The organism is Streptomyces sp. NPDC055632, assembly GCF_053618675.1.
Window position 1 is genome coordinate 52,544 of sequence record NZ_JBSHHY010000025.1, and the last position, 22,838, is coordinate 75,381.

Consider the following 22,838-nt stretch of genomic DNA (forward strand, 5'->3'; position numbering starts at 1 on the left):
CCGACCGGGCATGGTTGGATGCGAACAAGAGGGTGAAGCGACCGGCAGGCGGGAATCGTGAAGATCTTCGGGAAGGTACGGCATCGGCCCTCCGCCTCGTGGCGGCAGGCCACCGACCGCGCGTTCACGCTGATCGGCGACGGCCGGTACGAGGACGCGGGCGCGCTCCTCACGCGCGCGGCGGACCTGGAGCCCTGGCTCTCCGAGTCCTGGTTCAACCTGGCGCTGCTGCACAAGTTCCGGCACGACTGGGAGCAGGCCCGGGCCGCCGGACTGCGCGCGGTCGCCCTGCTCGACAAGGAGACCGGCGCCCCCGACTGGTGGAACGTCGGCATCGCCGCCACCGCCCTCCAGGACTGGCCGCTGGCCCGCCGCGCCTGGCAGGCGTACGGACTGCGGGTGCCCGGGGCCGCCTCCGGCACGGGCGAGCCCGCCGGCATGGAGCTGGGCAGCGCCGCCGTCCGGCTCTCGCCCGAGGGCGAGGCCGAGGTCGTGTGGGGCCGCCGGCTCGACCCGGCCCGGATAGAGGTCCTCTCCATCCCGCTGCCGTCCTCCGGGCGCCGCTGGGGCGAGGTCGTCCTCCACGACGGCGTGCCGAACGGCGAGCGGACCACCACCGCCGGGCCCTCCTACCCGGTCTTCGACGAGATCGAGCTGTGGGCCCCCTCGCCCGTCCCCACCTGGGTGGTCCTCCTGGAGGCCGCCACCGAGGCCGACCGGGACGCCCTGGAGCAGCTCGCCGCCGAGGCGGGCTTCGCCGCCGAGGACTGGTCGTCCTCCGTGCGGCTGCTCTGCCGCGCCTGCTCGGAGTCGACCATGCCGAGCGCCGAGGGCGAGGGCGAGCACTCCGACCCCCACGACCACAGCGAGCCGGGGCACCCCGGGCCGCTCGGCCACCGCTCGCCCGGCGAGCTGTGGGTGCCGGAGCGGGAGTGCGGCATCGCGGCCCCGGCCGGGCTCGTGCGCGGACTCCTCGACGGCTGGGTGGCGGACAGCCCGGACAGCCGCGAGTGGCGGGATCTCGAAGAGGTCTGCTGAGCGGCCCGCCCCTTCCCCGTAGGCTGTCCTCCGACGGAATCGGGTTTTCAGGAAGGCGCGGCCGGACATGGCGCAGCAGGAGACGGACGAGCAGACGCAGATCAACGACGGCTTCGTCGTGGACACGGAGGACTGCGAGGCGCGCGAGCTCGCCCACCGCGAGCGCGGCAAGGCCCGCCCGATCACGGTCGTCGGCAACCCGGTGCTGCACAAGGAGTGCAAGGACGTCACCGCGTTCGACGACGAGCTCGCGGCGCTGATCGACGACATGTTCGCCAGCCAGAAGGCCGCCGAGGGCGTGGGCCTGGCCGCGAACCAGATCGGCGTGGACCTCAAGGTCTTCGTCTACGACTGCCCGGACGACGAGGGCGTCCGCCACACCGGCGTCGTGATCAACCCGGTGCTCCAGGAGCTGCCGGCGGACCGCCGCGTCCTGGACGAGTCCAACGAGGGCTGCCTCTCCGTGCCGACCGCCTACGCCGAGCTCGCCCGCCCGGACTACGCCGAGGTCCACGGCCGGGACCCGCAGGGCAACCCGATCAAGGTGCGCGGCACCGGCTACTTCGCCCGCTGCCTCCAGCACGAGACGGACCACCTCTACGGCCGCCTCTACATCGACCGCCTCTCCAAGCGGGACCGCAAGGACGCCCTGCGCCAGATGGAGGAGGGCACCCCGCGCTACGAGACGGTCCCGAACGACTGATCCACGCGCGCGTGCGTACGTGGAAGGGCCCCGCACTCCTCCGGAGGAGTGCGGGGCCCTTCCACGTACCGCCTAGAAGTCCTCGTCGAGGTCCACCGAGCCCTCGACCGCCACCTGGTAGGCGGACGGGCGGCGCTCGAAGAAGTTGGTCAGCTCCTGGACGCCCTGGAGCTCCATGAAGGAGAACGGGTTCTCCGAGCCGTACACCGGGGCGAAGCCGAGGCGCTGGAGGCGCTGGTCGGCGACGCACTGGAGGTACTCGCGCATCGACTCGGTGTTCATGCCCGGCAGACCGTCGCCGCACAGGTCGCGGCCGAACTGGAGCTCCGCCTCCACGGCCTCCTTCAGCATGTCCGTGACCTGCTGCTGAAGCGCGTCGTCGAAGAGCTCGGGCTCCTCCTTGCGGACGGTGTCCACGACCTCGAAGGCGAAGTTCATGTGCATCGTCTCGTCGCGGAAGACCCAGTTGGTGCCGGTCGCCAGGCCGTGCAGCAGGCCCCGGGACCGGAACCAGTACACGTAGGCGAAGGCGCCGTAGAAGAACAGGCCCTCGATGCACGCCGCGAAGCAGATCAGGTTCAGCAGGAAGCGGCGGCGGTCGGCGGCCGTCTCCAGGCGCTCGATCTTCTCGACCGAGTCCATCCACTTGAAGCAGAACTGCGCCTTCTCGCGGATGGAGGGGATCTCCTCGACCGCGTCGAACGCGGCGGCGCGGTCGTCCGGGTCGGGCAGGTAGGTGTCGAGCAGCGTCAGGTAGAACTGGACGTGCACGGCCTCCTCGAAGAGCTGCCGGCTCAGGTAGAGCCGCGCCTCGGGGGAGTTGATGTGCTTGTAGAGCGTCAGGACCAGGTTGTTCGAGACGATCGAGTCGCCCGTCGCGAAGAACGCGACCAGACGGCCGATCATGTGCTGCTCGGCCGGGGTCAGCTTGGCGAGGTCGGCGACGTCCGAGTGGAGGTCGACCTCCTCGACGGTCCAGGTGTTCTTGATCGCGTCCCGGTAGCGCTCGTAGAAGTCCGGGTAGCGCATGGGACGGAGGGTGAGTTCGAAGCCCGGGTCGAGCAGGTTCTTCTCGGTGGAGCTCATTACTGGCAGGCCTCGCAGGACTCGGGGTTTTCCAGGGAGCAGGCGACCGCGTCGGGGTCGGCGGCCTGCTGGACGGGAATGGGCGCGGCGGCGGCCGTCGACGCCTGGGCGGCGCGGGCGATCCGGGTGGCCGGGCGGGAGCGCAGGTAGTACGTCGTCTTGAGGCCCTGCTTCCAGGCGTACGCGTACATCGACGACAGCTTGCCGATGGTGGGCGTCTCCAGGAACAGGTTCAGCGACTGCGACTGGTCCAGGAACGGGGTGCGGGCGGCGGCCATGTCGATCAGGCCGCGCTGCGGGATCTCCCAGGCCGTGCGGTACAGCTCGCGCACCTCGGCCGGCACCCAGGTGAAGCCCTGCACCGAGCCGTTGGAGTCGCGCAGCGCCTCACGGGTCTGCGCGTCCCAGACGCCGAGCCTCTTCAGCTCGTCGACCAGGTACGAGTTGACCTGGAGGAACTCGCCCGACAGCGTCTCGCGCTTGAACAGGTTGGAGACCTGCGGCTCGATGCACTCGTACACGCCGGCGATCGAGGCGATCGTCGCGGTCGGCGCGATGGCGAGGAGGAGGCTGTTGCGCATGCCGACGGCGGCGATCCGCTCGCGCAGCGCGGTCCAGCGCTCCGGCCAGTTCAGCTCCACGTCGTAGTGGTCGGGGTGCAGCACGCCGCGGGCGGCGCGGGTCTTCTCCCAGGCCGGGAGCGGGCCGTTGCGCTCGGCCAGGTCGGCGGAGGCCTCGTACGCGGCGAGCATGATCCGCTCGGCGATCCGGGTGGAGAGCGCCCGCGCCTCGGGGGAGTCGAAGGGCAGCTTCAGCTGGAAGAAGACGTCCTGGAGGCCCATGGCGCCCAGGCCGACCGGACGCCAGCGGGAGTTGGAGCGGCCCGCCTGCTCGGTCGGGTAGAAGTTGATGTCGACGACCCGGTCGAGGAAGGTGACGGCCGTGCGGACGGTCGCGTCCAGGCGCTCCCAGTCGATGTCCGAACCGACCACGAACGCGCCGAGGTTGACCGAGCCCAGGTTGCAGACCGCGGTCTCGCCGTCGTCCGTGACCTCCAGGATCTCCGTGCAGAGGTTGGAGGAGTGGACGGTGTGGCCGGGCTCGGCGGTCTGGTTGGCCGTCCGGTTCGAGGCGTCCTTGAAGGTCATCCAGCCGTTGCCGGTCTGGGCCAGGGTCCGCATCATCCGGCCGTACAGGTCGCGGGCCGGCATCGTCTTGCGGGCCAGGCCGGCCGCCTCGGCCTTGCGGTAGGCGGCGTCGAACTCCTCGCCCCACAGGTCCACGAGCTCGGGCACGTCCGAGGGGGAGAACAGCGACCACTCGGCGTCGGCGTTCACGCGGCGCATGAACTCGTCCGGGATCCAGTGCGCCAGGTTCAGGTTGTGCGTGCGGCGCTGGTCCTCGCCCGTGTTGTCGCGGAGCTCCAGGAACTCCTCGATGTCCGCGTGCCAGGTCTCCAGGTAGACGGCGGCGGCGCCCTTGCGGCGGCCGCCCTGGTTCACGGCGGCGACGGAGGCGTCCAGGGTCTTCAGGAACGGCACGATGCCGTTGGAGTGCCCGTTGGTGCCCCGGATCAGCGAACCGCGGGCGCGGATGCGGGAGTACGAGAGGCCGATGCCGCCCGCGTGCTTCGAGAGGCGCGCGACCTGGTGGTAGCGGTCGTAGATGGAGTCCAGCTCGTCCTGCGGGGAGTCCAGGAGGTAGCAGGAGGACATCTGCGGGTGGCGGGTGCCGGAGTTGAAGAGCGTGGGGGAGGACGGCAGGTAGTCCAGCCGGCTCATCAGGCCGTACAGCGCGGCCACTTCGTCGAGCGCGCGGACGCCCTCGTCCTCGGCCAGACCGCAGGCGACGCGCAGCATGAAGTGCTGCGGGGTCTCGATCACCTTGCGGGTGATCGGGTGGCGCAGCAGGTAGCGCGAGTAGAGGGTGCGCAGGCCGAAGTAGCCGAAGCGGTCGTCGCCGGCGCGGTCGATCGTGGCGTCGAGGCGGTCGGCGTGCAGCGCGACGAACTCGGCGGTGCGGTCGGCGATCAGGCCCTCGCGGTGCCCGACGACGACCGAGGAGGAGAAGTCGACCGAGCCCTGGGAGGCCGCCTCGTCCGCGATGGTGATGGTGAGGAGCCGGGCGGCGAGCCGGGAGTACGCCGGGTCCTCGGCGATCAGGCCGGCGGCCGCCTCGGTGGCCAGCTCGCGCAGCTCCGCCTCGTCCGCGGCGGCGCTGCGGCCGCGGAGCGCGGCGGCGGCGACCTTGCCGGGGTCGGTGTCGGGGAGATCGGCGGTGAGGTCGGTCAGGGTCCGCAGCAGTACGGTCCCGGGACCGTCGCTCTCGACCGCGGAAGCCTCGGCCGAAGCCGGATCGGCGGGCGCGATGGTCACGTGGGGGCTCTCCCTCGCTCGGCTCGGGGCCTCGGCGGGGGCAGGCGGACGGGCGGGCGTCCAGGCATGACGCGCCGCGTCCACCGGCCCACTCCGCGAGGCCCGGACGTCTGTGGCACCCGGAACGGAAGGACCGGGCGCGCTGTCGGCAGGTGTTCGGACTCACTCCGGACGAAACCGCACGAAGTACACCGTTGCGGGACAGTTCCGGATTCGCGCCGGATTCCCCTGCGTCGACAGCGAGGACGAGCATACATGTGGGGGGCGCCGCTCGTGGCACCCCCCACATGTTGTGTCGCCCCCTGGACGGGACTTGGGGTCAGAACTCCAGGGAGTAGGTGCGCAGAGAGTGATCGGGGATGGGCTCCCAGTCCCGGTGCGGGGTGCGGACGAAGCCCGTCCGCTCGTAGATCCGGTGCGCGGAGACCATCGCGGCGTCCGTGGAGAGCACGATCCTGGCGCACCCCGGAAGGGCCCGCGCCCGGTCGACACAGGCCCGTACGAGCGCCTCGCCGACGCCCCGGCCGCGGGCCTCCCGGGCGACCGCGAGCATCCGGAACTCGGCCTCGCCGGCCACCGCGATGTCGGCCCACGGGGTGCCGCCCCGGGCGAAGGTCACCCCGCCGACGATCCGCCCCGCCGCGTCCCCGGTGTCCTCCGCGACGAGGACCTCGCTCTCGCGGGCCCGCCGCTCCGTGTCCCGCAGCACGGCCAGATAGGAGTCCTCGGCCCCGTACTTCAGCAGTCCGTCGTCCAGATAGGTGCGTCCGGTCAGTTCGCCGAGCACCTCGTACTCCTCGGGCCGTACCGCCCTGATCGTGAAGTCCATGGGGGAAGTGTGCACGCCGGGGACGCGACGGGGCCCGGGGCCTCCTGGCGGAGGTCCCGGGCCCTTTCGGCGCGACCGGTGTCAGTGGGTGGGCGCGGTGGCCTTCTCCATCTCGGTCTGCACGCCGGGGTCGCCGGCGTCGGCGGTGTAGTCCGACGGGGAGGTCTCGTCGATGCCCTCGGGGGCCTTGAGGGCCTTGAGGACGAAGGTGAGGACCACGGTGACCACGACGTTGAGGACGAAGGCGGTGAGGCCGATGTAGCCGATCTCGCCGATGCCCGGGATCTCGGCGGAGGAGCCGCCGAAGTGCTTCTGCTTCGGAGTGGACACGTTGTAGGCGGCGATAGTGCCGTACAGCATGCCGACAGCCCACCCTGCGAGCAGGGCCCAGCGGTGGAACCAGCGGGTGAAGAGCCCTCCTACCAGGGCGGGGAAGGTCTGGAGGATCCAGATGCCGCCGAGGAGCTGGAAGTTGATCGCGACCGTCTTGTCCATGGTGAGGACGAACACGAGGGCGCCGACCTTGACCAGAAGCGAGACGATCTTGGAGACCTTGGTCTCCTGGGCCGGGGTCGCGTCCGGCTTGATGAAGTCCTTGTAGATGTTCCTGGTGAAGAGGTTGGCGGCGGCGATCGACATGATCGCGGCCGGGACGAGCGCGCCGATGCCGATCGCGGCGAACGCGACGCCCGCGAACCAGTCCGGGAACATGGTCTCGAAGAGCTGCGGAATGGCGAGCTGGCCGTTCTCGACCTTGATCCCTGCGGCGATCGCCATGAAGCCCAGCAGTGCCAGCAGACCCAGCATCAGCGAGTACAGCGGCAGGATCGTGGTGTTGCGGCGGATGACCTCGCGGCTCCGGGACGACAGCGTCGCCGTGATGGAGTGCGGGTACATGAAGAGCGCGAGCGCGGAGCCGAGCGCGAGCGTCGCGTACGTCCACTGGCCGGCCTCGCCGGGGACGAGTCCACCGACCTTGTTGGTGGTGAACTTCTCGCCCGCCTGGGCGAAGATCTCGTCGAAGCCGCCCAGCTTGATCGGGATGTAGATGATCGCCACCGCGATGACGATGTAGATCAGGGTGTCCTTGACGAAGGCGATGAGCGCGGGGGCGCGCAGGCCGGAGGAGTAGGTGTAGGCCGCGAGGACGCCGAAGGCGATGAGCAGCGGCAGGTCCTTGATGAACCAGTGGGTGTTCTCGCCGCCGCCGACGCCCATCACGTCCAGGACGGCCTGGATGCCGACGAGCTGGAGCGCGATGTACGGCATGGTGGCGAGGATGCCGGTGACCGCCACCGCCAGCGACAGGCCCTTGGAGCCGAAGCGGCCCCGGACGAAGTCGGAGGTGGTCACGTACCCGTGCTTGTGCGAGACCGACCACAGGCGCGGCAGGAAGGTGAAGATCAGCGGGTAGACCAGGATCGTGTACGGCACGGCGAAGAAGCCGGCCGCGCCCGCCGCGTAGATGGCCGCCGGGACGGCGACGAAGGTGTACGCGGTGTAGAGGTCGCCGCCGAGCAGGAACCAGGTCACCCAGGTGCCGAAGGACCGGCCGCCGAGGCCCCACTCGTCGAGGCTGTGCTCGTTCTCGGCCCTGCGCCAGCGCGAGGCCAGGAAGCCCATGACCGTGACGGCCAGGAAGAAGAAGATGAAGACGGCGAGCGCCACGCCGTTCACGCCGTCCTTCATCGCGCGTCACCCCCCTCGCGGGACCGCTGGTCCCGCTGCCACAGCTTGTAGGCGATCATGGTGAGCAGGGTGGAGACCAGCACCCAGAGCATCTGGTACCAGTAGAAGAAGGGGATGCCCGCGAAGAGGGGTTCTGCCTTCGCGTAGGAGCCCACCCAGAGCATCGCCACGAACGGGGCGACGAGACAGAGCGCGATCACCACCCGCAGGGGGGTGACGGTCGGTTGTTTCCCTTGTGCCGCTTCTGACATCGAGATTTCGTCCCCTCGCTGATCACCTCGGTAATGCTGGGGAAATCTAGGGGACGCGTCCGTTCCATGGAACCCCTGTCCGCATAACGGATCTGTTTTGTCGGAAGAGGCCCTCTTCGATCGCCGACGGTGCCGTGCGGAGGGAATACGACATTCCCGGAAACGCGAAACGGCCGCACCCGTCGGGGGGTGCGGCCGTTCTGCGAGAGGGGTGCCGTCGAGTCAGCCGTTGGGGCGCTTGAGGCGGGCCACGAACTTGTACCGGTCGCCCCGGTAGACGGACCGCACCCACTCCACCGGCTCGCCCTGCGCGTCCAGCGAGTGGCGGGAGAGCATCAGCATCGGCAGGCCCACGTCCGTGCCGAGCAGCCCGGCCTCGCGCGGGGTGGCGAGGGAGGTCTCGATGGTCTCCTCGGCCTCGGCGAGGTGCACGTCGTAGACCTCGGCGAGCGCGGTGTAGAGCGAGGTGTACTTCACGAGCGAGCGGCGCAGGGCCGGGAAGCGCTTCGCGGACAGATGGGTGGTCTCGATCGCCATCGGCTCCCCGCTGGCGAGCCGCAGGCGCTCGATGCGGAGCACCCGGCCGCCGGCCGAGATGTCGAGGAGCCCGGCGAGGGTGTCGTCGGCGGTGACGTAGCCGATGTCGAGGAGCTGCGAGGTGGGCTCCAGGCCCTGGGCGCGCATGTCCTCGGTGTACGAGGTGAGTTGCAGCGCCTGGGAGACCTTGGGCTTGGCCACGAAGGTGCCCTTGCCCTGGATGCGCTCCAGGCGCCCCTCGACGACCAGCTCCTGGAGCGCCTGGCGCACGGTGGTGCGGGAGGTGTCGAACTCGGCGGCGAGCGTTCGCTCCGGCGGCACGGGGGTGCCGGGCGGCAGGGTCTCGGTCATGTCGAGCAAGTGCCGCTTCAGCCGGTAGTACTTGGGCACGCGCGCGGTACGGGTGGGCGTCCCGCTCTCTGTCTCCGTGCTGCCCGCGTCCGTGGCCATGGCCTGCCTTCCCGACTCCTGTGCTGTTGCCGTCACCGGCTCCTCCGTCTGTCGCGGCTCACATGGTGGCACGCTTCATGTGCCTCCACGGTTTCTCCTGCCGATATGTGCGGGTTCGGCGAGGAGGAGTCGTTCCCTGCTTCTTATACACCGTGATATCCCCCGTTGGTCTAGGCCATTCCGGCCGAGAGGTGAGAGGCTTCCTCCGGCGGGACGGGAAGGGTCCTCCGGGCCGCCGGGGTGCGCGCGGCGTCCTCGGGAGGGCGTCGGGTGGCGCGATTCCTGCGGTCGTGGCCGGTCTGGACCAGGTGTCGGTCCGATAACGGACGCCCATACCCGTCTTGCGCACCCTTGACACCCAAAAAGGTCTAGGCCAAGCTCCGGGTACTGGTCTAAACCATTAAAGACCAGGTCCCAGCCCCAGCATTACCCGACGTATGTCTTCGCGCGGTGGGCAGGGGGGTTGCAGGCATCCCTGAGGAGGGTGGCGTGAAGCGCAAGCTCATCGCGGCGATCGGCGTCGCGGGCATGATGGTCTCCATTGCTGCGTGTGGTTCCGACAGCGACAAGGCCAAGGACGGCGACAAGGGCACGGCCGGGGGCGACAAGACCCTGACCGTCTGGGTCATGGACGGTTCCGCTCCCAAGGAGTGGATCGACGGGGTCAACAAGGAGTTCGAGGCCTCGCACCCCGGCGTCAAGGTCAAGGTCGAGACGCAGCAGTGGACCGACATCCAGACCAAGGTCACCACGGCGCTCTCCGAGAACACCCCGCCGGACGTCCTGGAGATCGGCAACACCCAGACCACGGGCTACGCCGCCTCCGGCGGTCTCGCCGACCTCACCGGTGACAAGGACAAGCTCGGCTACGCCAACTGGAGCGAGGGCATCAAGCCCTCGGCCGAGCTGGAGGGCAAGCTCTACGCCGCTCCGTGGTGGGCCGCCAACCGCGCCGTGATCTACGACAAGGCCGCCTTCAAGAAGGCGGGCATCACCCCGCCGAAGACCCGCGCCGAGTGGATCGAGGGCCTGAAGAAGCTCAAGGCCTCCGACCCGAAGTCGCAGCCGCTCTACCTGCCCGGCCAGAGCTGGTACGTCTTCGCCGGCTTCCTGTGGGACGAGGGCGGCGACCTCGCCACCAAGGACGGCGACAAGTGGAAGGGCGGTCTCGGCACCGCGGAGGCCGCCTCGGCCATCAACTTCTACAAGGAGCTGCAGTCCTACTCGACCGCTCCGAAGGACAAGGACGAGGCGACCCCGCAGCAGTCCACCGACATCGTCCCCAAGGGCGGCGTGGCGTCCTGGATCGGTCTCGGCTGGGAGGCCGGCGGCGCGATCGACGCCATCAAGAAGGCCGGCAAGACGGCCGACTTCGGCTACTTCCCGATCCCGGGCAAGACGGCCGACAAGCCGGGCTCCGTGTTCTTCGGCGGCTCGAACCTCGCCGTCGCCGAGCGTTCGCAGAACAAGGACCTCGCGAAGGAGTGGCTGACCCTCGCCACCAACAAGAAGGGCATGCAGTCCTACGGCACCGCCGTCAAGGGCGGCATCGTCCCGAACGACCCGTCCGCGCAGATCCAGCCCGAGGCCGGCTCCTTCGCCGAGGCGATGGTGAAGTCCGCGAACAGCGGCCGCATCACCCCGATCACCGAGGGCTGGGCCAACGTCGAGACCGAGCCCAACCCGATCAAGGGCTACATGACCAAGGTCCTGAAGGGCGAGGACCCGAAGAAGGCCGGCGACGAGGCCGACAAGGTCATCGCCGAGCGCCTCAACCAGTAGCGGTAACCACCCCGGTGGCGCGGCCGGATCGTACCGGCCGCGCCATTCGGCCATTGCAGTGAACAGCGGCCCGCTCCCCCGGGCCGCGCCCCGGTGGGCGCGGGAGCCCCAGAACCGCGAGGAAGAAGACCATGACCGTGGACTCCCAGGGGACGGCCAGCGCCGCTCCTCAGGACGCGCCCGGGAGGGCGGCAGGGAAGTCGCAGACTCCGCCACCCCCTTCCGGCGCGAAGGAATCCCTTCGGCCTCCGCGTGGCAGGCGCTCCCTGCCCAGCGGGCTGCTGCCGTACCTGCTCGTCACGCCCGCCCTGCTCTCCATGGCGGTGCTGCTCCTCTACCCGCTGATCCGCAATGTGATCCTCTCCTTCCAGGGGGTCAACAAGCGGGAGATGATCCGGCGCGAGACGCCCTGGGTCGGCTTCGAGAACTACACCAAGCTGCTGAGCGACCCCGACTTCTGGAACGTCGTCGTCCGGTCGCTCGTCGTCACCGCCGTCAACGTCGCGCTCGTCATGCTGCTGGGCACGCTGATCGGCATGCTGCTCAACCGCCTCGGCAAGAAGATGCGGCTCGTCCTCTCCCTGGCGCTGATGCTCGCCTGGGCCATGCCGATCGTCGCCTCGGTCACCGTCTTCCAGTGGCTCTTCTCCGAGCAGTTCGGCGTCGCCAACTGGCTGATGCGGTCCCTCGGCTTCGCCGGCTACGAGCAGCACAACTGGTTCGAGACCGGATTCTCCACCCTCACCATCGTGACGATCCTGCTCGTCTGGGGCTCGATCCCCTTCGTCGCCCTCAACATGTACGCCGCCCTGACCACGGTCGGGTCCGAGCTGTACGAGGCGGCCAAGATGGACGGCGCGAGCGGCTGGCGCACCTTCTGGTCCGTGGTCTTCCCGAACCTGAAGCCGTTCTTCATGATCACCACGTTCCTGGAGATCATCTGGATCTTCAAGGCCTTCACCCAGGTCTACGCCATGAACCAGGGCGGCCCCGACCGGGCCTCCGAGACCCTGCCGGTCTTCGCCTACATCGAGGGCATGGGCCAGCAGCACTACGGCCTCGCGGCCGCCATCTCGATCCTCACCATCGTGATGCTGCTCGTGGCCATGTCCTTCTACTTCCGCCTGATCCTGAAGCAGGAGGACGAGCAGTGAGCACCACCACCCCGACCCCCCAGAAGCTGCGGACCCGCAGCCCGCTCCGGCCGGCGACGGTCGCGAAGAACCTCACCGCCCTCGTGGTCGCCGTGGTCTTCGTCTTCCCCGTCTACTGGATGTTCTCGTCCTCGCTGAAGCCGCAGAGCGAGATCCTGACGAAGGATCCCGTCTTCTTCTTCAAGCCGACCTTCGAGAACTACTCGACGGCCACCGGTGTCGACCTGTTCTGGACCTACGCCACGAACAGCCTGATCGTCACCGCCGGCGCCGTCCTCCTGGCCCTGCTCGTCGCCCTGGCCGCGAGCTTCGCGATCGCCCGCATGAAGTTCAAGGGCCGCAAGGGCATCGTCCTGATCGTGATGATGGCGCAGATGGCCCCCTGGGAGGTCATGGTCATCGCGATGTACATGATCGCCCGCGACAACGACATGCTGAACAGCATCCCGCTGCTCACGGCGATCTACTTCGTGATGGTCCTGCCCTTCACCATCTGGACCCTGCGCGGCTTCATCGCCGCCGTCCCGGTCGAGCTGGAGGAGGCCGCGCAGATCGACGGCTGCACCCGCGGCCAGGCCTTCCGCAAGGTGATCTTCCCGCTGCTCGCCCCCGGTCTGATGTCGACCTCGCTCTTCGGCTTCATCACCGCCTGGAACGAGTTCGCGATGGTCCTCGTCCTGAACAAGGACAAGACGAACCAGACCCTCACGCTCTGGCTGACCCAGTTCCAGACCGCCTTCGGCAACGACTGGGGCGCCACCATGGCCGCCTCGACCCTCTTCGCGCTCCCCGTGCTCGTCGTCTTCATCTTCCTCCAGCGCAAGGCCGTCGGCGGCATGACCGCCGGCGCGGTGAAGGGATAACGGGTCTCATGACCACTCTCGTACACGCCTCGGACACGCTCACCCGCGACGCGCTCACCGTCCTCCAGCCCGGCTTCGTCGGCACCACCGCCCCCGACTGGCTGCTCCGCCGCATCGGCGAGGGCCTGTCGTCGGTCGGCCTCTTCGGCCGGAACATCGTCACCCCCGAGCAGCTCACCGCGCTCACCGCGCAGCTGAGGGCCGAGCGGGACGACGTCCTCGTCGCCATCGACGAGGAGGGCGGCGACGTCACCCGCCTGGAGGTCAAGCAGGGCTCGTCCTTCCCCGGCAACTACGCCCTCGGCAGCGTCGACGACGTCGAGCTCACCCGGGCCGTGGCCCGCGAGCTCGGCCGCCGGCTCGCGCAGTGCGGGGTGGACCTCAACTGGGCCCCCTCCGCCGACGTCAACTCCAACGCCGAGAACCCGGTCATCGGCGTCCGCTCCTTCGGGCCGGACCCGGACCTGGTCGCCCGGCACACCGTGGCGTACGTCGACGGCCTCCAGGGCGTCGGGGTCGCGGCCTGCACGAAGCACTTCCCCGGACACGGCGACACCAACGTCGACTCCCACGACGCGCTGCCCCGGATCGATGTGGACCTCGCCACACTGCACGCCCGTGAGCTGGTACCTTTCCGCGCGGCCGTCGCCGCGGGTACCAAAGCGGTCATGAGCGCGCATATTCTTCTCTCCGCGCTCGACCCGCACCGCCCGGCCACCCTGAGCCCGCAGATCCTCACCGGTCTGCTGCGCCAGGAGCTGGGCTTCGAGGGGCTGATCGTCACCGACGGCATGGAGATGCAGGCCGTCTCGGCGACGTACGGCATCGAGCGCGGATCCGTCCTCGCCATCGCCGCGGGCGCCGACGCCATCTGCGTCGGCGGCGGGCTGTGCGACGAGGACACCGTGCTGCGGCTGCGCGACGCGCTCGTCGACGCGGTACGGACCGGTGAACTGCCCGAGGAGCGGCTGGCCGACGCCGCGGCGCGCGTGCGCGCCCTGGCGGCCTGGACCCAGGCGCACCGGGTCAGGGGGGCTGGATCGGTGCCGGGCGCGGCAGTGCAGGAGGGGACCGCGCCCGGCGCCGACATCGGACTCGTCGCCGCCCGCCGGGCCCTGAAGGTGACCCGCGGGGAGCGTCCGTACACCCCGATCACCGGTGCCCCCTACGTGGCGTCCTTCACCCCGGTCGCGAACTTCGCCGTCGGCGACGAGACGCCCTGGGGCATCGCGGCGGAGCTGGGGCGGCTGCTGCCCGGCACGGAGACCGGCTCGTACGACGAGTCCTCCGCCGAGTCCGTCCTCGCCGACGCGGGGGAGCGGCGCGTGGTGGCGGTCGTACGCGACCTCCACCGGCACCCGTGGATGATCCGGGCCCTCGACGGCCTCCTCGCGGCCCGCCCCGACACCGTCGTGGTCGAGATGGGCCTCAACGAGGCGGAGCCCCGCGGGGCCCTGCACATCGCCACGCACGGCGCGGCCCGGGTCTGCGGCCGCGCCGCCGCCGAGGCCGTGGTCGGCACCGGAGCCTGACGGCTCCCCGCGCACGCCGTACGGCGGAGGGACCCGGCACCGGAGCCCGACGGCTTCCCGCCGACGCCGTACGCGAAGGGGCCCGGCCGGAGCCCGACGGCTTCCCGTCGACGCCGTACGCGAAGGGGCCCGGCACCCGTCCTCGGGTGCCGGGCCCCTTCGCGCTGTCACCGGGGTTCCGGGTGTTCTCAGATGCCCTGCCAGGCGGGCTTGTTCGCGAAGGTGTGGCGGAAGTAGTCCGCGAGCTTCAGCTTGGAGGCGGCGGCCTCGTCCACGACGACCGTGGCGTGCGGGTGGAGCTGGAGCGCGGAGGCCGGCACGAGCGCCGCCACCGGGCCCTCGACGGTCTGCGCCACGGCCTCGGCCTTGCCCTCGCCGGTGGCGAGCAGCACCAGGTGGCGGGCCTCCAGAATGGTGCCGATGCCCTGGGTGATGACGTGGTGCGGCACCTGCTCGATGTCGTCGTCGAAGAAGCGCGCGTTGTCCACCCGGGTCTGCTCGGTGAGCGTCTTGATCCGGGTCCGGGAGGCGAGCGAGGAGCACGGCTCGTTGAAGCCGATGTGCCCGTCGGTGCCGATGCCGAGGATCTGGAGGTCCACGCCGCCGGCCTCGCGCAGGGCCCGGTCGTACTCCTCGCAGGCCGCCTGGACGTCCTCGGCGGAGCCGTCGGGGCCCATGAAGGCCTCCGGGGAGAGCCCGAGCGGCTCGACGACCTGCCGGAGCACGGTGGAGCGGTACGACTCCGGGTGCCCGGCGGGGAGGCCGACGTACTCGTCCAGCTGGGCGATCCGGGCCCGCGAGGCGTCCACCGCGCCGTCCCCGACCTTGGCGATCAGGGCCTTGTAGATGGGCAGCGGAGTCGAACCGGTGGCCACGCCGAGCAGCGCGTCGGGCTTGCGGCGCAGGAGGTCGGCGATGCCGTCCGCGATGAGCTCTCCGCCCGCCTCGGCGTCCTTGACGATGACAACTTCCACGCTGTGCCTGCCGATCTGGTGAGGGGCTGGGAAGGGGTCCGGTGGTATAGACCAATCTAAGGTCAAATCTAGCAGAGGAGAGCCCTCCCTCCCATGCCGTTCCGCCCCCCGGACGGCCCCGCTCCCATCGTCTGCCGCACCCGCCCCGCCAGCCACTCGGACCCCGGGCGCGCGGCCCCGGCGGCTCAGGTCAGCGAACCCCCCGTGGCGTCGATCCAGGCCCCCGTCACCCACCGCGCGTCGTCCGAGGCCAGGAAGGCCACCACGTCGGCTATCTCGGCCGTGCTTCCGATCCCGCCCAGCGCCGAGTACCCCGCCGCCCGCGTACTGGCCTCCTCGTCGTCCTCCAGCCATGCCGTGTTGTCCGTCGCCACGATCCCGGGCGCCACCGAGTTGACCGTGATCCCGCGCGGGCCCAGCAGCTTCGACAGGTCCCGCGTGAGGACGTCCAGCGCCCCCTTCGACATCGAGTAGGCGATCAGGTCCGGCATCAGCGCCGTCCTCGTCAGCCCCGTCGACACGTTGACGATCCGGCCCCCGTCCCGCAGCCGCTCCGCGCCGAGCCGCGCCAGGAAGAACGGGGCCTTCGTGTTCACCGCGAAGACCCGCTCGAACTCCTCCTCGGCGATCGTCGCGAAGGGGCTCGACGCGCCGATCCCCGCGTTGTTCACCAGGATGTCCAGCCCGTCCGCCCGCGCGTCGAAGGCCGCCCAGAGCGCCGCCGCGTCCCCCGGCACCCCCAGCTCCTGGCCGAGCGCGAACGCCTCGCCGCCGGCCGCCTCGATCGCCGCGACCGTCTCCTTCGCCGCCGCCTCGTTCGTCCCGTAGTGCACCGCGACCCGCGCCCCGTCGCGCCCCAGTCGCTCGGCGATCCCCCGCCCGATGCCCCGGCTCGCGCCCGTGACCAGTGCCGTCTTCCCCGTGAGCACGCCCATGGCGACGCCCCCTCATATCTGTAGCGGTCGTTACGTAAAGACCGTACCCCACTTCCGTAGCGTGCGCTATAGAATTCACTCCATGGTGACGAGACAGCGCGGCCGCCCCCGCTCCTTCGACCGGCCCACGGCCCTGGAACAGGCCACGATGGCCTTCTGGGAGCACGGCTACGAGACGACCTCCGTCTCCGACCTCACCCGCGCCATGGGCATCAGCGCGCCCAGCCTCTACGCCGCCTTCGGGGACAAGAAGACCCTCTTCGAGGAGGTCGTCGAGGCGTACGCGCTCTCGTACGGCGCCTACGGCGGCCGCGCCTTCGCCGAGGAGCCGACCGCCCGGGGCGCCGTCGGACGCATGCTGTGCGAGGCCGCCGAGCTCTTCACCGAGCCCGGCCACCCCCGCGGCTGCCTGATGATCTCCGCCGCGACCAACTGCTCGACCCCCGAGGTCGAGGAGGCCCTGCGCGACCGCAGGAACGCCAACCTGGCCTTCTTCGAGGAGCGGATCCGCCGGGGCGTGGAGTCCGGCGAGCTCCCGGCCGGCACCGACCCGCGCGCCCTCGCCCGCTTCAGCGGCGCCGTCCTCCAGGGCATGTCGCAGCAGGCCCGCGACGGGGCGACGGCGGAGGAGCTCGCGGCCGTGGCCGAGGCGGCGATGCGCGCCTGGCCGGCGGAGGCGGGGGAGTAGGCCCGGGTCCCGGGGGACGGCGGCGCCGGAAACACCCGCGGGCCGCGGCGCCCGGCGGGACCCTCAGCCCGCCCGGCACCGCAGCCCGGAGTTGCTCGGCCGGGGGTGTGCGGTCCCTCGGCCGTGTGGGAGGTCTCGACGCAGTCAGGGCAGAGAGCGTCGGGTACCTCGTTCCATCCTCCTGTGCGGGGAGGATGGAGGCTCTGTTCTGTTCATTGTGGACTAGACCATTCTTGTCTGTCCATCCACGGGAACGCGGTGTTTCCCGGCCCATACTCCAACACGCGGCCCCGGAGATCCAGGTTCACCGCCCCTGAATTCCGCGGGTACGCTCGCACCGTGCCCTCCATGAACGACCTCGTGCGCCAGCACACCGCCCTGAGCGACTCCGACCTCGAGTGGCTCCACCTGCTGGTGTCGGAGTGGCAGCTGCTCTCCGACCTCTCCTTCGCCGACCTCGTCCTCTGGGTCCCGACCCTCGACGGCACGCGGTACGTCTCCGTCGCCCAGATGCGGCCGAACACCGGCCCCACCTCCTACCAGGACGACATGGTCGGCCACCTGGTCCCGCGCGGCCGCCGCCCGCTGCTCGACGCCGCCCTCGACGAGGGCCGGATCGTCCGCGAGGGCGACCCGGAGTGGCGCGAGGAGGTCCCGGTGCGGGTCGAGTCGATCCCCGTGCGGCGCGAGGGCCGGGTCCTCGGCGTCATCGCCCGCAACACCAACCTGCTGACCGTCCGCACCCCCTCCCGCCTGGAGCTCACCTACCTCCAGTCGGCCTCCGACCTTGCCCAGATGATCGCCGCCGGAACGTTTCCCTTCTCCGGCGAGCAGGTCGACATGGACTCCTCGCCCCGCGCCGGCGACGGTCTCGTCCGCCTGGACGCGGAGGGCATCGTCCAGTACGCCTCGCCCAACGCCCTCTCCGCCTACCACCGCCTCGGCCTCGCCGCCGACCTCGTCGGCCAGCACCTCGGCCAGATCACCGCGGAACTCGCGCCCTCGCGCGGCCCGGTGGACGAGGCCCTGGTCACCCTCGCCTCCGGCTACGCGCCGCGCGAGTTCGAGGTCGAGGGCAACGGCGGGGTGATCCAGCTCCGGGCGATCCCGCTCAAGCCCAAGGGCACCCGCATCGGTTCGCTCGTCCTGCTCCGGGACGTCACCGAACTGCGCCGCCGCGAGCGCGAGTTGATCACCAAGGACGCCACCATCCGGGAGATCCACCACCGGGTGAAGAACAACCTCCAGACCGTGGCCGCCCTGCTCCGCCTCCAGGCCCGCCGGATGGACTCCGACCGGGGCCGCGAGGCCCTCAACGAGGCCGTGCGGCGCGTCGGTTCGATCGCCATCGTCCACGAGACGCTGTCCCAGAACCTGGACGAGCGCGTGGAGTTCGACGAGATCGCCGACCGCGTCATCGCGATGGTCGCGGAGATCTCCCCGGGCAAGGTCACCTGCCGGCGCAACGGCCGCTTCGGCATCCTCGACGCCGAGGTCGCCACCCCGCTCTCCATGGTCCTGACCGAGGTCCTGCAGAACGCGCTCGAACACGCCTTCGCGCAGGGGGAGCGGGGCACGGTCGAGGTCTCCGCCGTCCGCGGCGAGGCCCGGGCCGACGCCCGCCTCCTCATCACGGTGAAGGACGACGGCTGCGGCCTGCCCGAGGGCTTCGACCCGCAGCGCGCCGGGAACCTCGGCCTCCAGATCGTACGGACCCTGGTGGAAGGGGAGTTGGGCGGAACCTTCGACATGCTGCCGGGCACCGAGCGCGGCACGAAGGTGGTCCTCGACATTCCCGTGCGGTCCCAGAAGTAGGCCCCGCGGAAACGGTCTCCGCCGGAATCCCGCCGGAGACCGGAACGGCCGGAGGCCGGAACCGCAGGAGAGCACAGCAGCGAGCCCCGGACCGAAGGGAATTCGGTCCGGGGCTCGAATGCTGTGGGTTACTACTGCGCGCTGCGACTCAAGGGCGGTGATTGCACACGCGATGTGTGCGCCGCTCGCCTGAGGCTGTAAGTGGGGCGTCAGGCGCTGGCGTTGCGCGCCCGGTTGCGAGCGGCACGGCGCTTCATCGCGCGGCGCTCGTCCTCGCTGAGGCCACCCCAGACGCCGGAGTCCTGGCCGGACTCGAGCGCCCACTGCAGGCACTGCTCCATGACGGGGCAGCGGCGGCAGACGGCCTTGGCTTCCTCGATCTGCAGCAGCGCAGGACCGGTGTTGCCGATGGGGAAGAACAGCTCGGGGTCTTCCTCACGACAAACGGCGTTGTGACGCCAGTCCATGGCTGCTACCTCTCTTGGTATTACGTGCAGGTTGCTTGTGAATGTGAACGCTTTCACGAATCCCCCCGCAAGGGAAGGGCCGACTGCCAGATGAACTGGTGTGGTCCTTGGACTGAGGAGGGGTTCTGGCTCTCAGTGGAGGCCGGTCTTGCGGGCCGTCCCGATCGCCAAGAAGAGACTCGCAAACCTCGGCAGCGGATACAACCCCTTCCGGAAAGTTTTTTTTGATTCCTCGGTGTCGGCTAGGTCACAGCCGTACTTCTTAGGGGTGGATACGCGCCTAAACGTTCGAGTGAAAGGACTTTGGGCCCTTCCACTCACACAATCACACGCAGTGCACGGCGAACGCCTGTGAACGCCACGCTCGTACGCAGTCCGAGGTGGTCTCCGTCCATCTGGAGGGGGAGGGGGACCTTCGAATGCAAGGTGAAGTCGGTCAGGTCGTGCAGGGAGACCGCGTGCTTGCCGCGGGGCCCGCGCTCCGGGGACGAAGTGAGCAACTGGGTGGCATACCGGGCGACGGCGGGGGTAGAGAGACGCCTCAGCCCGAGCACGTCCAGCGCTGTTTCGAAGGAGGCCTCGGGGGACGCGTACACCGGGCGATTGCCCAGGTAGGTCCAGGGAGAGGTGTTGCAGATTATGGAGAGGACCAGGTCCTCGACCGGCTCCTCGCCGGGGCGCTCCAGGCTGATCGTGCCGTGCCGGCGGTTCGTCTCCCCCAGGAACTGGCGCACCACCTGGCGCAGATAGAGGGCGTGCGTGGATCTCTTCCCGCGCTCCCGCTGCTGTTCGACCCGGCCGATGACGCTCGCGTCGAAACCGAGGCCGGCGCAGAAGGTGAACCAGCGGGACGGCACGGACTCGTCCTCCGTGCCCGGCGCCCCGGAGGCGAGCCCGAGGCTCACCGTCCGTGTCCGCTCCTCACGCAGCGCGTCGAGCAGGGCGCCGGTCGCCTCCACGGCGTCGTTCGGCAGTCCGAGCGCGCGGGCGAAGACGTTGGTCGACCCGCCGGGCACGACCGCGAGGCTCGGCAGCCGGTCCGGATCGGGTCCGCCGTGCAGCAGTCCGTTGACCACCTCGTTGACCGTGCCGTCCCCGCCGAGGGCCACGACCAGGTCGACGTTCCCGGAGTCGGCGGCCCGCCGGCCCAGGTCACGCGCGTGTCCGCGGTACTCGGTGGTGATCGCCTCCAGCTTCATCTCGCTGGCCAGCGCGTGGATGAGGACGTCACGGGTGCGGGCACTGGTGGTGGTGGCTGCCGGGTTGACCACGAGAAGTGCGCGCATGGTCGCCAGCGTACCTACCCGGCGGTACCCGGCCCAGCCCGGTCCGTCCGGCGGACTCTCCCGCGAGAGCCCGCCCGTCGGCACCCGGCCCCGCCGGTCCCGGCGGCGCCCCCGCTACCCTGCCTTCCATGAGCAGTACGGAGCAGACCCCCGCCGGCGGTGCGGAGACCCCCGTCGGCGACCCGGAGCACACCCCCCGCCCCGCCCGTCTCGCCGCCGCGGCGGCCGTGGCCGGTGTCGAGGCGCTCGGCCTCGTCGCCGGGGGCATGTACATGCTGGTGAGGGCCCTGACCGGAACGCCCGACGACCTCACCGGCGCGGTGACGGGCGCCGTGACGCTCGTCGCGCTCGGCCTGATCCCGCTCGCCGCCGCCCGCGGCCTGTGGCTGCGCCGCTCCTGGAGCCGCGGCCCGGCCGTCATCACCCAGATCCTGGCCCTGCCGGTCGCCTGGCAGATGCTCCAGGCGAACAGCGCGATGATCCCGGCGGGCGCCGTCCTCGGCGTCCTGGCCGTCACCGGGCTCGTCCTCCTGGTGAGCCCGGCCACGACCGAGGCGCTCGGCATCCGGCGCCCCGGCCAGGACACCCCGTGAGCGGCGCCCCGTGCGGCCCCCTGTGAACAGCGGCACTCTGTGAACGCTGTGAATGGATAGCGGCGAGTCCTACTCCTCTGTCAGGAGTTCTGCTCCTCCGCCAGCAGTCCTACCTTTTCCGCCAGGAGGTGCTACTCCTCCACCAGCAGCTTCTCCCGCAGCTGCGCGAGCGTCCGGGCGAGCAGCCGGGAGACGTGCATCTGCGAGATGCCGACCTCCTGCGCGATCTGCGACTGGGTCATGTTCCCGAAGAAGCGCAGCAGCAGGATCCGCTTCTCCCGGGGCGGCAGGTCCTCCAGGAGCGGCTTGAGCGACTCGCGGTACTCGACCCCCTCCAGGGCCTCGTCCTCCGCGCCCAGCGTGTCCGCCACCGCCGGCGACTCGTCGTCGGTGTCGGGGACGTCCAGGGAGAGCGTCGAGTAGGCGTTCGCCGACTCCAGCCCCTCCAGGACCTCCTCCTCCGAGATCCCCAGCCGCTCGGCCAGCTCGTGCACCGTAGGGGAGCGGCCGTGCTGCTGGGAGAGCTCCGCCGTCGCCGTGGTCAGCGAGAGCCGCAGCTCCTGGAGCCGGCGGGGCACCCGTACCGCCCAGCCCTTGTCCCGGAAGTGGCGCTTGATCTCGCCGACGACCGTCGGGGTCGCGTACGTCGAGAACTCGACCCCGCGCTCCGGGTCGAACCGGTCCACCGACTTGATCAGGCCGATCGTCGCCACCTGCGTCAGGTCGTCCAGCGGCTCGCCGCGGTTGCGGAAGCGCCGGGCCAGGTGCTCCACCAGCGGCAGGTGCATCCGCACCAGCCGGTTGCGCAGCTCCGCCTTCTCGGGGGAGCCCTCCGGCAGCTCGCGCAGCTCGACGAAGAGGGCGCGGGCGCCGCTCCGGTCGTGCGGGGCGGGGACGGCGGGGACCTCCGGCGCCTCGTCGGCCCCGCCGTCCTCCGGCGCCCCGGCCCCGGCCGCACCCTCGTCCCCGGGCTTCGGGACTCCGGAAGCCTCCGCGGGGCCCTCGGGACCCGCGAGGGCCGCGGGGACGGCAGGGGCCTCGGGGGCGCCCGGTGCCCCGGCACCCTCGTGCTGCTGCTCGTGCTCGCTCATCTGGTCCGCCCGCTCCGTAGCGCCCTCATGCGGCCGCGCCTTCTGCCCGGGGAGGCCGGCCGTCGCGTCCCCGCTCCTCACGCCGGGCCTGGCCCCGCGCCGCGCTGTTTGTACAGGCTGATCGAGACCGTGCGGTCGTCGGCCACCGACGACTCGACCTTCCCGGCCAGCGCCGACAGCACCGTCCAGGCGAAGGTGTCCCGTTCGGGAGCGCGGCCGTCCGTCGTCGGGGCGGAGACCGTCACGTCCAGCGAGTCGTCAACCAGCCGGAAGACGCAGCTGAGGACGGACCCCGGCACGGCCTGCTGGAGCAGGATGGCGCAGGCCTCGTCGACCGCGATCCGCAAGTCCTCGATCTCGTCGAGGGTGAAGTCCAAGCGCGCCGCGAGGCCGGCCGTGGCCGTACGCAGCACGGACAGATAGGCACCCGCAGCGGGCAGCCGGACTTCCACGAAGTCCTGGGTCCCGGGCTCGCCTGCGATCTGGGACACCCTCACCTCCAAGGTGGCACAAACTCATTCGGGGCCCGGGGGGAGAGGCCCCCGAACCGGGCGGTACGCAGGGGGCTGCGCAGTCCGCCGTGACGCTATCGCGATCCGTCCCGCCGTGTCGCCGTGCGTTCCCCGGCCCCGCCACGACCCGTCACCCATGGTAGGCCCATGGGTGCGGAAGGTGTGCGGAGGTCTGTGGACAACGGAAC

General features: G+C 70.6%; 21 protein-coding genes and 1 riboswitch. Of the genes, 9 read left to right on the forward strand and 12 right to left on the reverse strand.

What is annotated here, in order from left to right:
- Positions 1 to 57: 57 nt before the first annotated feature.
- A complete protein-coding gene (locus tag ACWGSR_RS27085) occupies positions 58 to 1,038 on the forward strand; it encodes a tetratricopeptide repeat protein (protein ID WP_053646821.1) in 981 nt (326 codons plus the stop codon).
- A 67-nt stretch (positions 1,039 to 1,105) separates the two neighbouring features.
- Positions 1,106 to 1,741, forward strand: a complete 636-nt coding sequence (def, locus tag ACWGSR_RS27090; protein WP_376247226.1) for a peptide deformylase — start codon at positions 1,106 to 1,108, stop codon at positions 1,739 to 1,741.
- A gap of 72 nt (positions 1,742 to 1,813) precedes the next feature.
- Here the strand turns inward: def and ACWGSR_RS27095 are convergent, their stop codons facing one another.
- From ACWGSR_RS27095 to ACWGSR_RS27120, 6 genes are all read right to left on the reverse strand, one after another.
- On the reverse strand, positions 1,814 to 2,827 hold the full coding sequence (locus ACWGSR_RS27095; protein ID WP_376246287.1) for a ribonucleotide-diphosphate reductase subunit beta: 1,014 nt from the start codon (positions 2,825 to 2,827) through the stop codon (positions 1,814 to 1,816).
- A complete protein-coding gene (locus tag ACWGSR_RS27100; RefSeq protein ID WP_453569745.1) occupies positions 2,827 to 5,202 on the reverse strand; it encodes a ribonucleoside-diphosphate reductase subunit alpha in 2,376 nt (791 codons plus the stop codon). The genes ACWGSR_RS27095 and ACWGSR_RS27100 overlap by 1 nt, the downstream gene beginning before the upstream one ends.
- Positions 5,203 to 5,332: 130 nt before the next feature.
- Positions 5,333 to 5,455, reverse strand: a riboswitch (cobalamin riboswitch).
- A 66-nt stretch (positions 5,456 to 5,521) separates the two neighbouring features.
- Positions 5,522 to 6,031, reverse strand: coding sequence for a GNAT family N-acetyltransferase (locus ACWGSR_RS27105; RefSeq protein ID WP_376246293.1), 510 nt, complete (start codon positions 6,029 to 6,031; stop codon positions 5,522 to 5,524).
- 81 nt (positions 6,032 to 6,112) lie between these two features.
- Entirely contained in the window at positions 6,113 to 7,720 is a 1,608-nt protein-coding gene (gene mctP, locus ACWGSR_RS27110; RefSeq protein ID WP_453569749.1) for a monocarboxylate uptake permease MctP, read from the reverse strand.
- A complete protein-coding gene (locus ACWGSR_RS27115) occupies positions 7,717 to 7,971 on the reverse strand; it encodes a DUF3311 domain-containing protein (RefSeq protein WP_366371790.1) in 255 nt (84 codons plus the stop codon). The genes mctP and ACWGSR_RS27115 overlap by 4 nt, the downstream gene beginning before the upstream one ends.
- Positions 7,972 to 8,193: 222 nt before the next feature.
- On the reverse strand, positions 8,194 to 8,958 hold the full coding sequence (locus tag ACWGSR_RS27120) for a GntR family transcriptional regulator (RefSeq protein WP_053649500.1): 765 nt from the start codon (positions 8,956 to 8,958) through the stop codon (positions 8,194 to 8,196).
- A gap of 489 nt (positions 8,959 to 9,447) precedes the next feature.
- Between ACWGSR_RS27120 and ACWGSR_RS27125 the strand changes: the two genes are divergently transcribed.
- From ACWGSR_RS27125 to ACWGSR_RS27140, 4 genes are all read left to right on the forward strand, one after another.
- On the forward strand, positions 9,448 to 10,740 hold the full coding sequence (locus ACWGSR_RS27125) for an extracellular solute-binding protein (RefSeq protein WP_376246303.1): 1,293 nt from the start codon (positions 9,448 to 9,450) through the stop codon (positions 10,738 to 10,740).
- A 131-nt stretch (positions 10,741 to 10,871) separates the two neighbouring features.
- Positions 10,872 to 11,894 (forward strand): carbohydrate ABC transporter permease, encoded by a 1,023-nt coding sequence (locus ACWGSR_RS27130; protein WP_376246306.1) that lies wholly within the window; start codon positions 10,872 to 10,874, stop codon positions 11,892 to 11,894.
- 26 nt (positions 11,895 to 11,920) lie between these two features.
- On the forward strand, positions 11,921 to 12,757 hold the full coding sequence (locus tag ACWGSR_RS27135) for a carbohydrate ABC transporter permease (RefSeq protein WP_376246312.1): 837 nt from the start codon (positions 11,921 to 11,923) through the stop codon (positions 12,755 to 12,757).
- An 8-nt stretch (positions 12,758 to 12,765) separates the two neighbouring features.
- Positions 12,766 to 14,289, forward strand: coding sequence for a glycoside hydrolase family 3 protein (locus tag ACWGSR_RS27140; protein WP_453569754.1), 1,524 nt, complete (start codon positions 12,766 to 12,768; stop codon positions 14,287 to 14,289).
- 188 nt (positions 14,290 to 14,477) lie between these two features.
- On the opposite strand, the gene nagB is transcribed toward ACWGSR_RS27140, so the two are convergent.
- Entirely contained in the window at positions 14,478 to 15,263 is a 786-nt protein-coding gene (nagB, locus tag ACWGSR_RS27145; RefSeq protein ID WP_366371797.1) for a glucosamine-6-phosphate deaminase, read from the reverse strand.
- Positions 15,264 to 15,448: 185 nt separating this feature from the next.
- Positions 15,449 to 16,198: an SDR family oxidoreductase gene (locus ACWGSR_RS27150; protein ID WP_376239351.1), complete on the reverse strand. Its 750-nt coding sequence runs from the start codon at positions 16,196 to 16,198 to the stop codon at positions 15,449 to 15,451.
- Between the two features lie 82 nt (positions 16,199 to 16,280).
- On the opposite strand from ACWGSR_RS27150, the gene ACWGSR_RS27155 reads away from it, so the two are divergent.
- Positions 16,281 to 16,886, forward strand: coding sequence for a TetR/AcrR family transcriptional regulator (locus ACWGSR_RS27155; protein WP_376239354.1), 606 nt, complete (start codon positions 16,281 to 16,283; stop codon positions 16,884 to 16,886).
- 348 nt (positions 16,887 to 17,234) lie between these two features.
- The gene (locus ACWGSR_RS27160) at positions 17,235 to 18,701 is read left to right on the forward strand and encodes a sensor histidine kinase (RefSeq protein WP_376239357.1); all 1,467 of its coding nucleotides are present in this window, start codon (positions 17,235 to 17,237) and stop codon (positions 18,699 to 18,701) included.
- Positions 18,702 to 18,910: 209 nt separating this feature from the next.
- Here the strand turns inward: ACWGSR_RS27160 and ACWGSR_RS27165 are convergent, their stop codons facing one another.
- A complete protein-coding gene (locus tag ACWGSR_RS27165) occupies positions 18,911 to 19,168 on the reverse strand; it encodes a WhiB family transcriptional regulator (RefSeq protein WP_003953983.1) in 258 nt (85 codons plus the stop codon).
- Between the two features lie 317 nt (positions 19,169 to 19,485).
- Positions 19,486 to 20,454 (reverse strand): diacylglycerol/lipid kinase family protein, encoded by a 969-nt coding sequence (locus tag ACWGSR_RS27170; protein ID WP_453569760.1) that lies wholly within the window; start codon positions 20,452 to 20,454, stop codon positions 19,486 to 19,488.
- Positions 20,455 to 20,582: 128 nt separating this feature from the next.
- Between ACWGSR_RS27170 and ACWGSR_RS27175 the strand changes: the two genes are divergently transcribed.
- Complete coding sequence (locus ACWGSR_RS27175; protein WP_453569763.1) at positions 20,583 to 21,047, forward strand: hypothetical protein; 465 nt, start codon at positions 20,583 to 20,585, stop codon at positions 21,045 to 21,047.
- A 131-nt stretch (positions 21,048 to 21,178) separates the two neighbouring features.
- Here ACWGSR_RS27175 and ACWGSR_RS27180 read toward each other — a convergent pair whose 3' ends face one another.
- Positions 21,179 to 22,327 carry an RNA polymerase sigma factor SigF gene (locus tag ACWGSR_RS27180; RefSeq protein ID WP_453569827.1) on the reverse strand — a complete coding sequence of 383 codons (1,149 nt, stop codon included), beginning with the start codon at positions 22,325 to 22,327 and terminating at the stop codon, positions 21,179 to 21,181.
- On the reverse strand, positions 22,216 to 22,629 hold the full coding sequence (locus ACWGSR_RS27185; RefSeq protein WP_019889334.1) for an ATP-binding protein: 414 nt from the start codon (positions 22,627 to 22,629) through the stop codon (positions 22,216 to 22,218). The genes ACWGSR_RS27180 and ACWGSR_RS27185 overlap by 112 nt, the downstream gene beginning before the upstream one ends.
- Positions 22,630 to 22,838 lie beyond the last annotated feature (209 nt).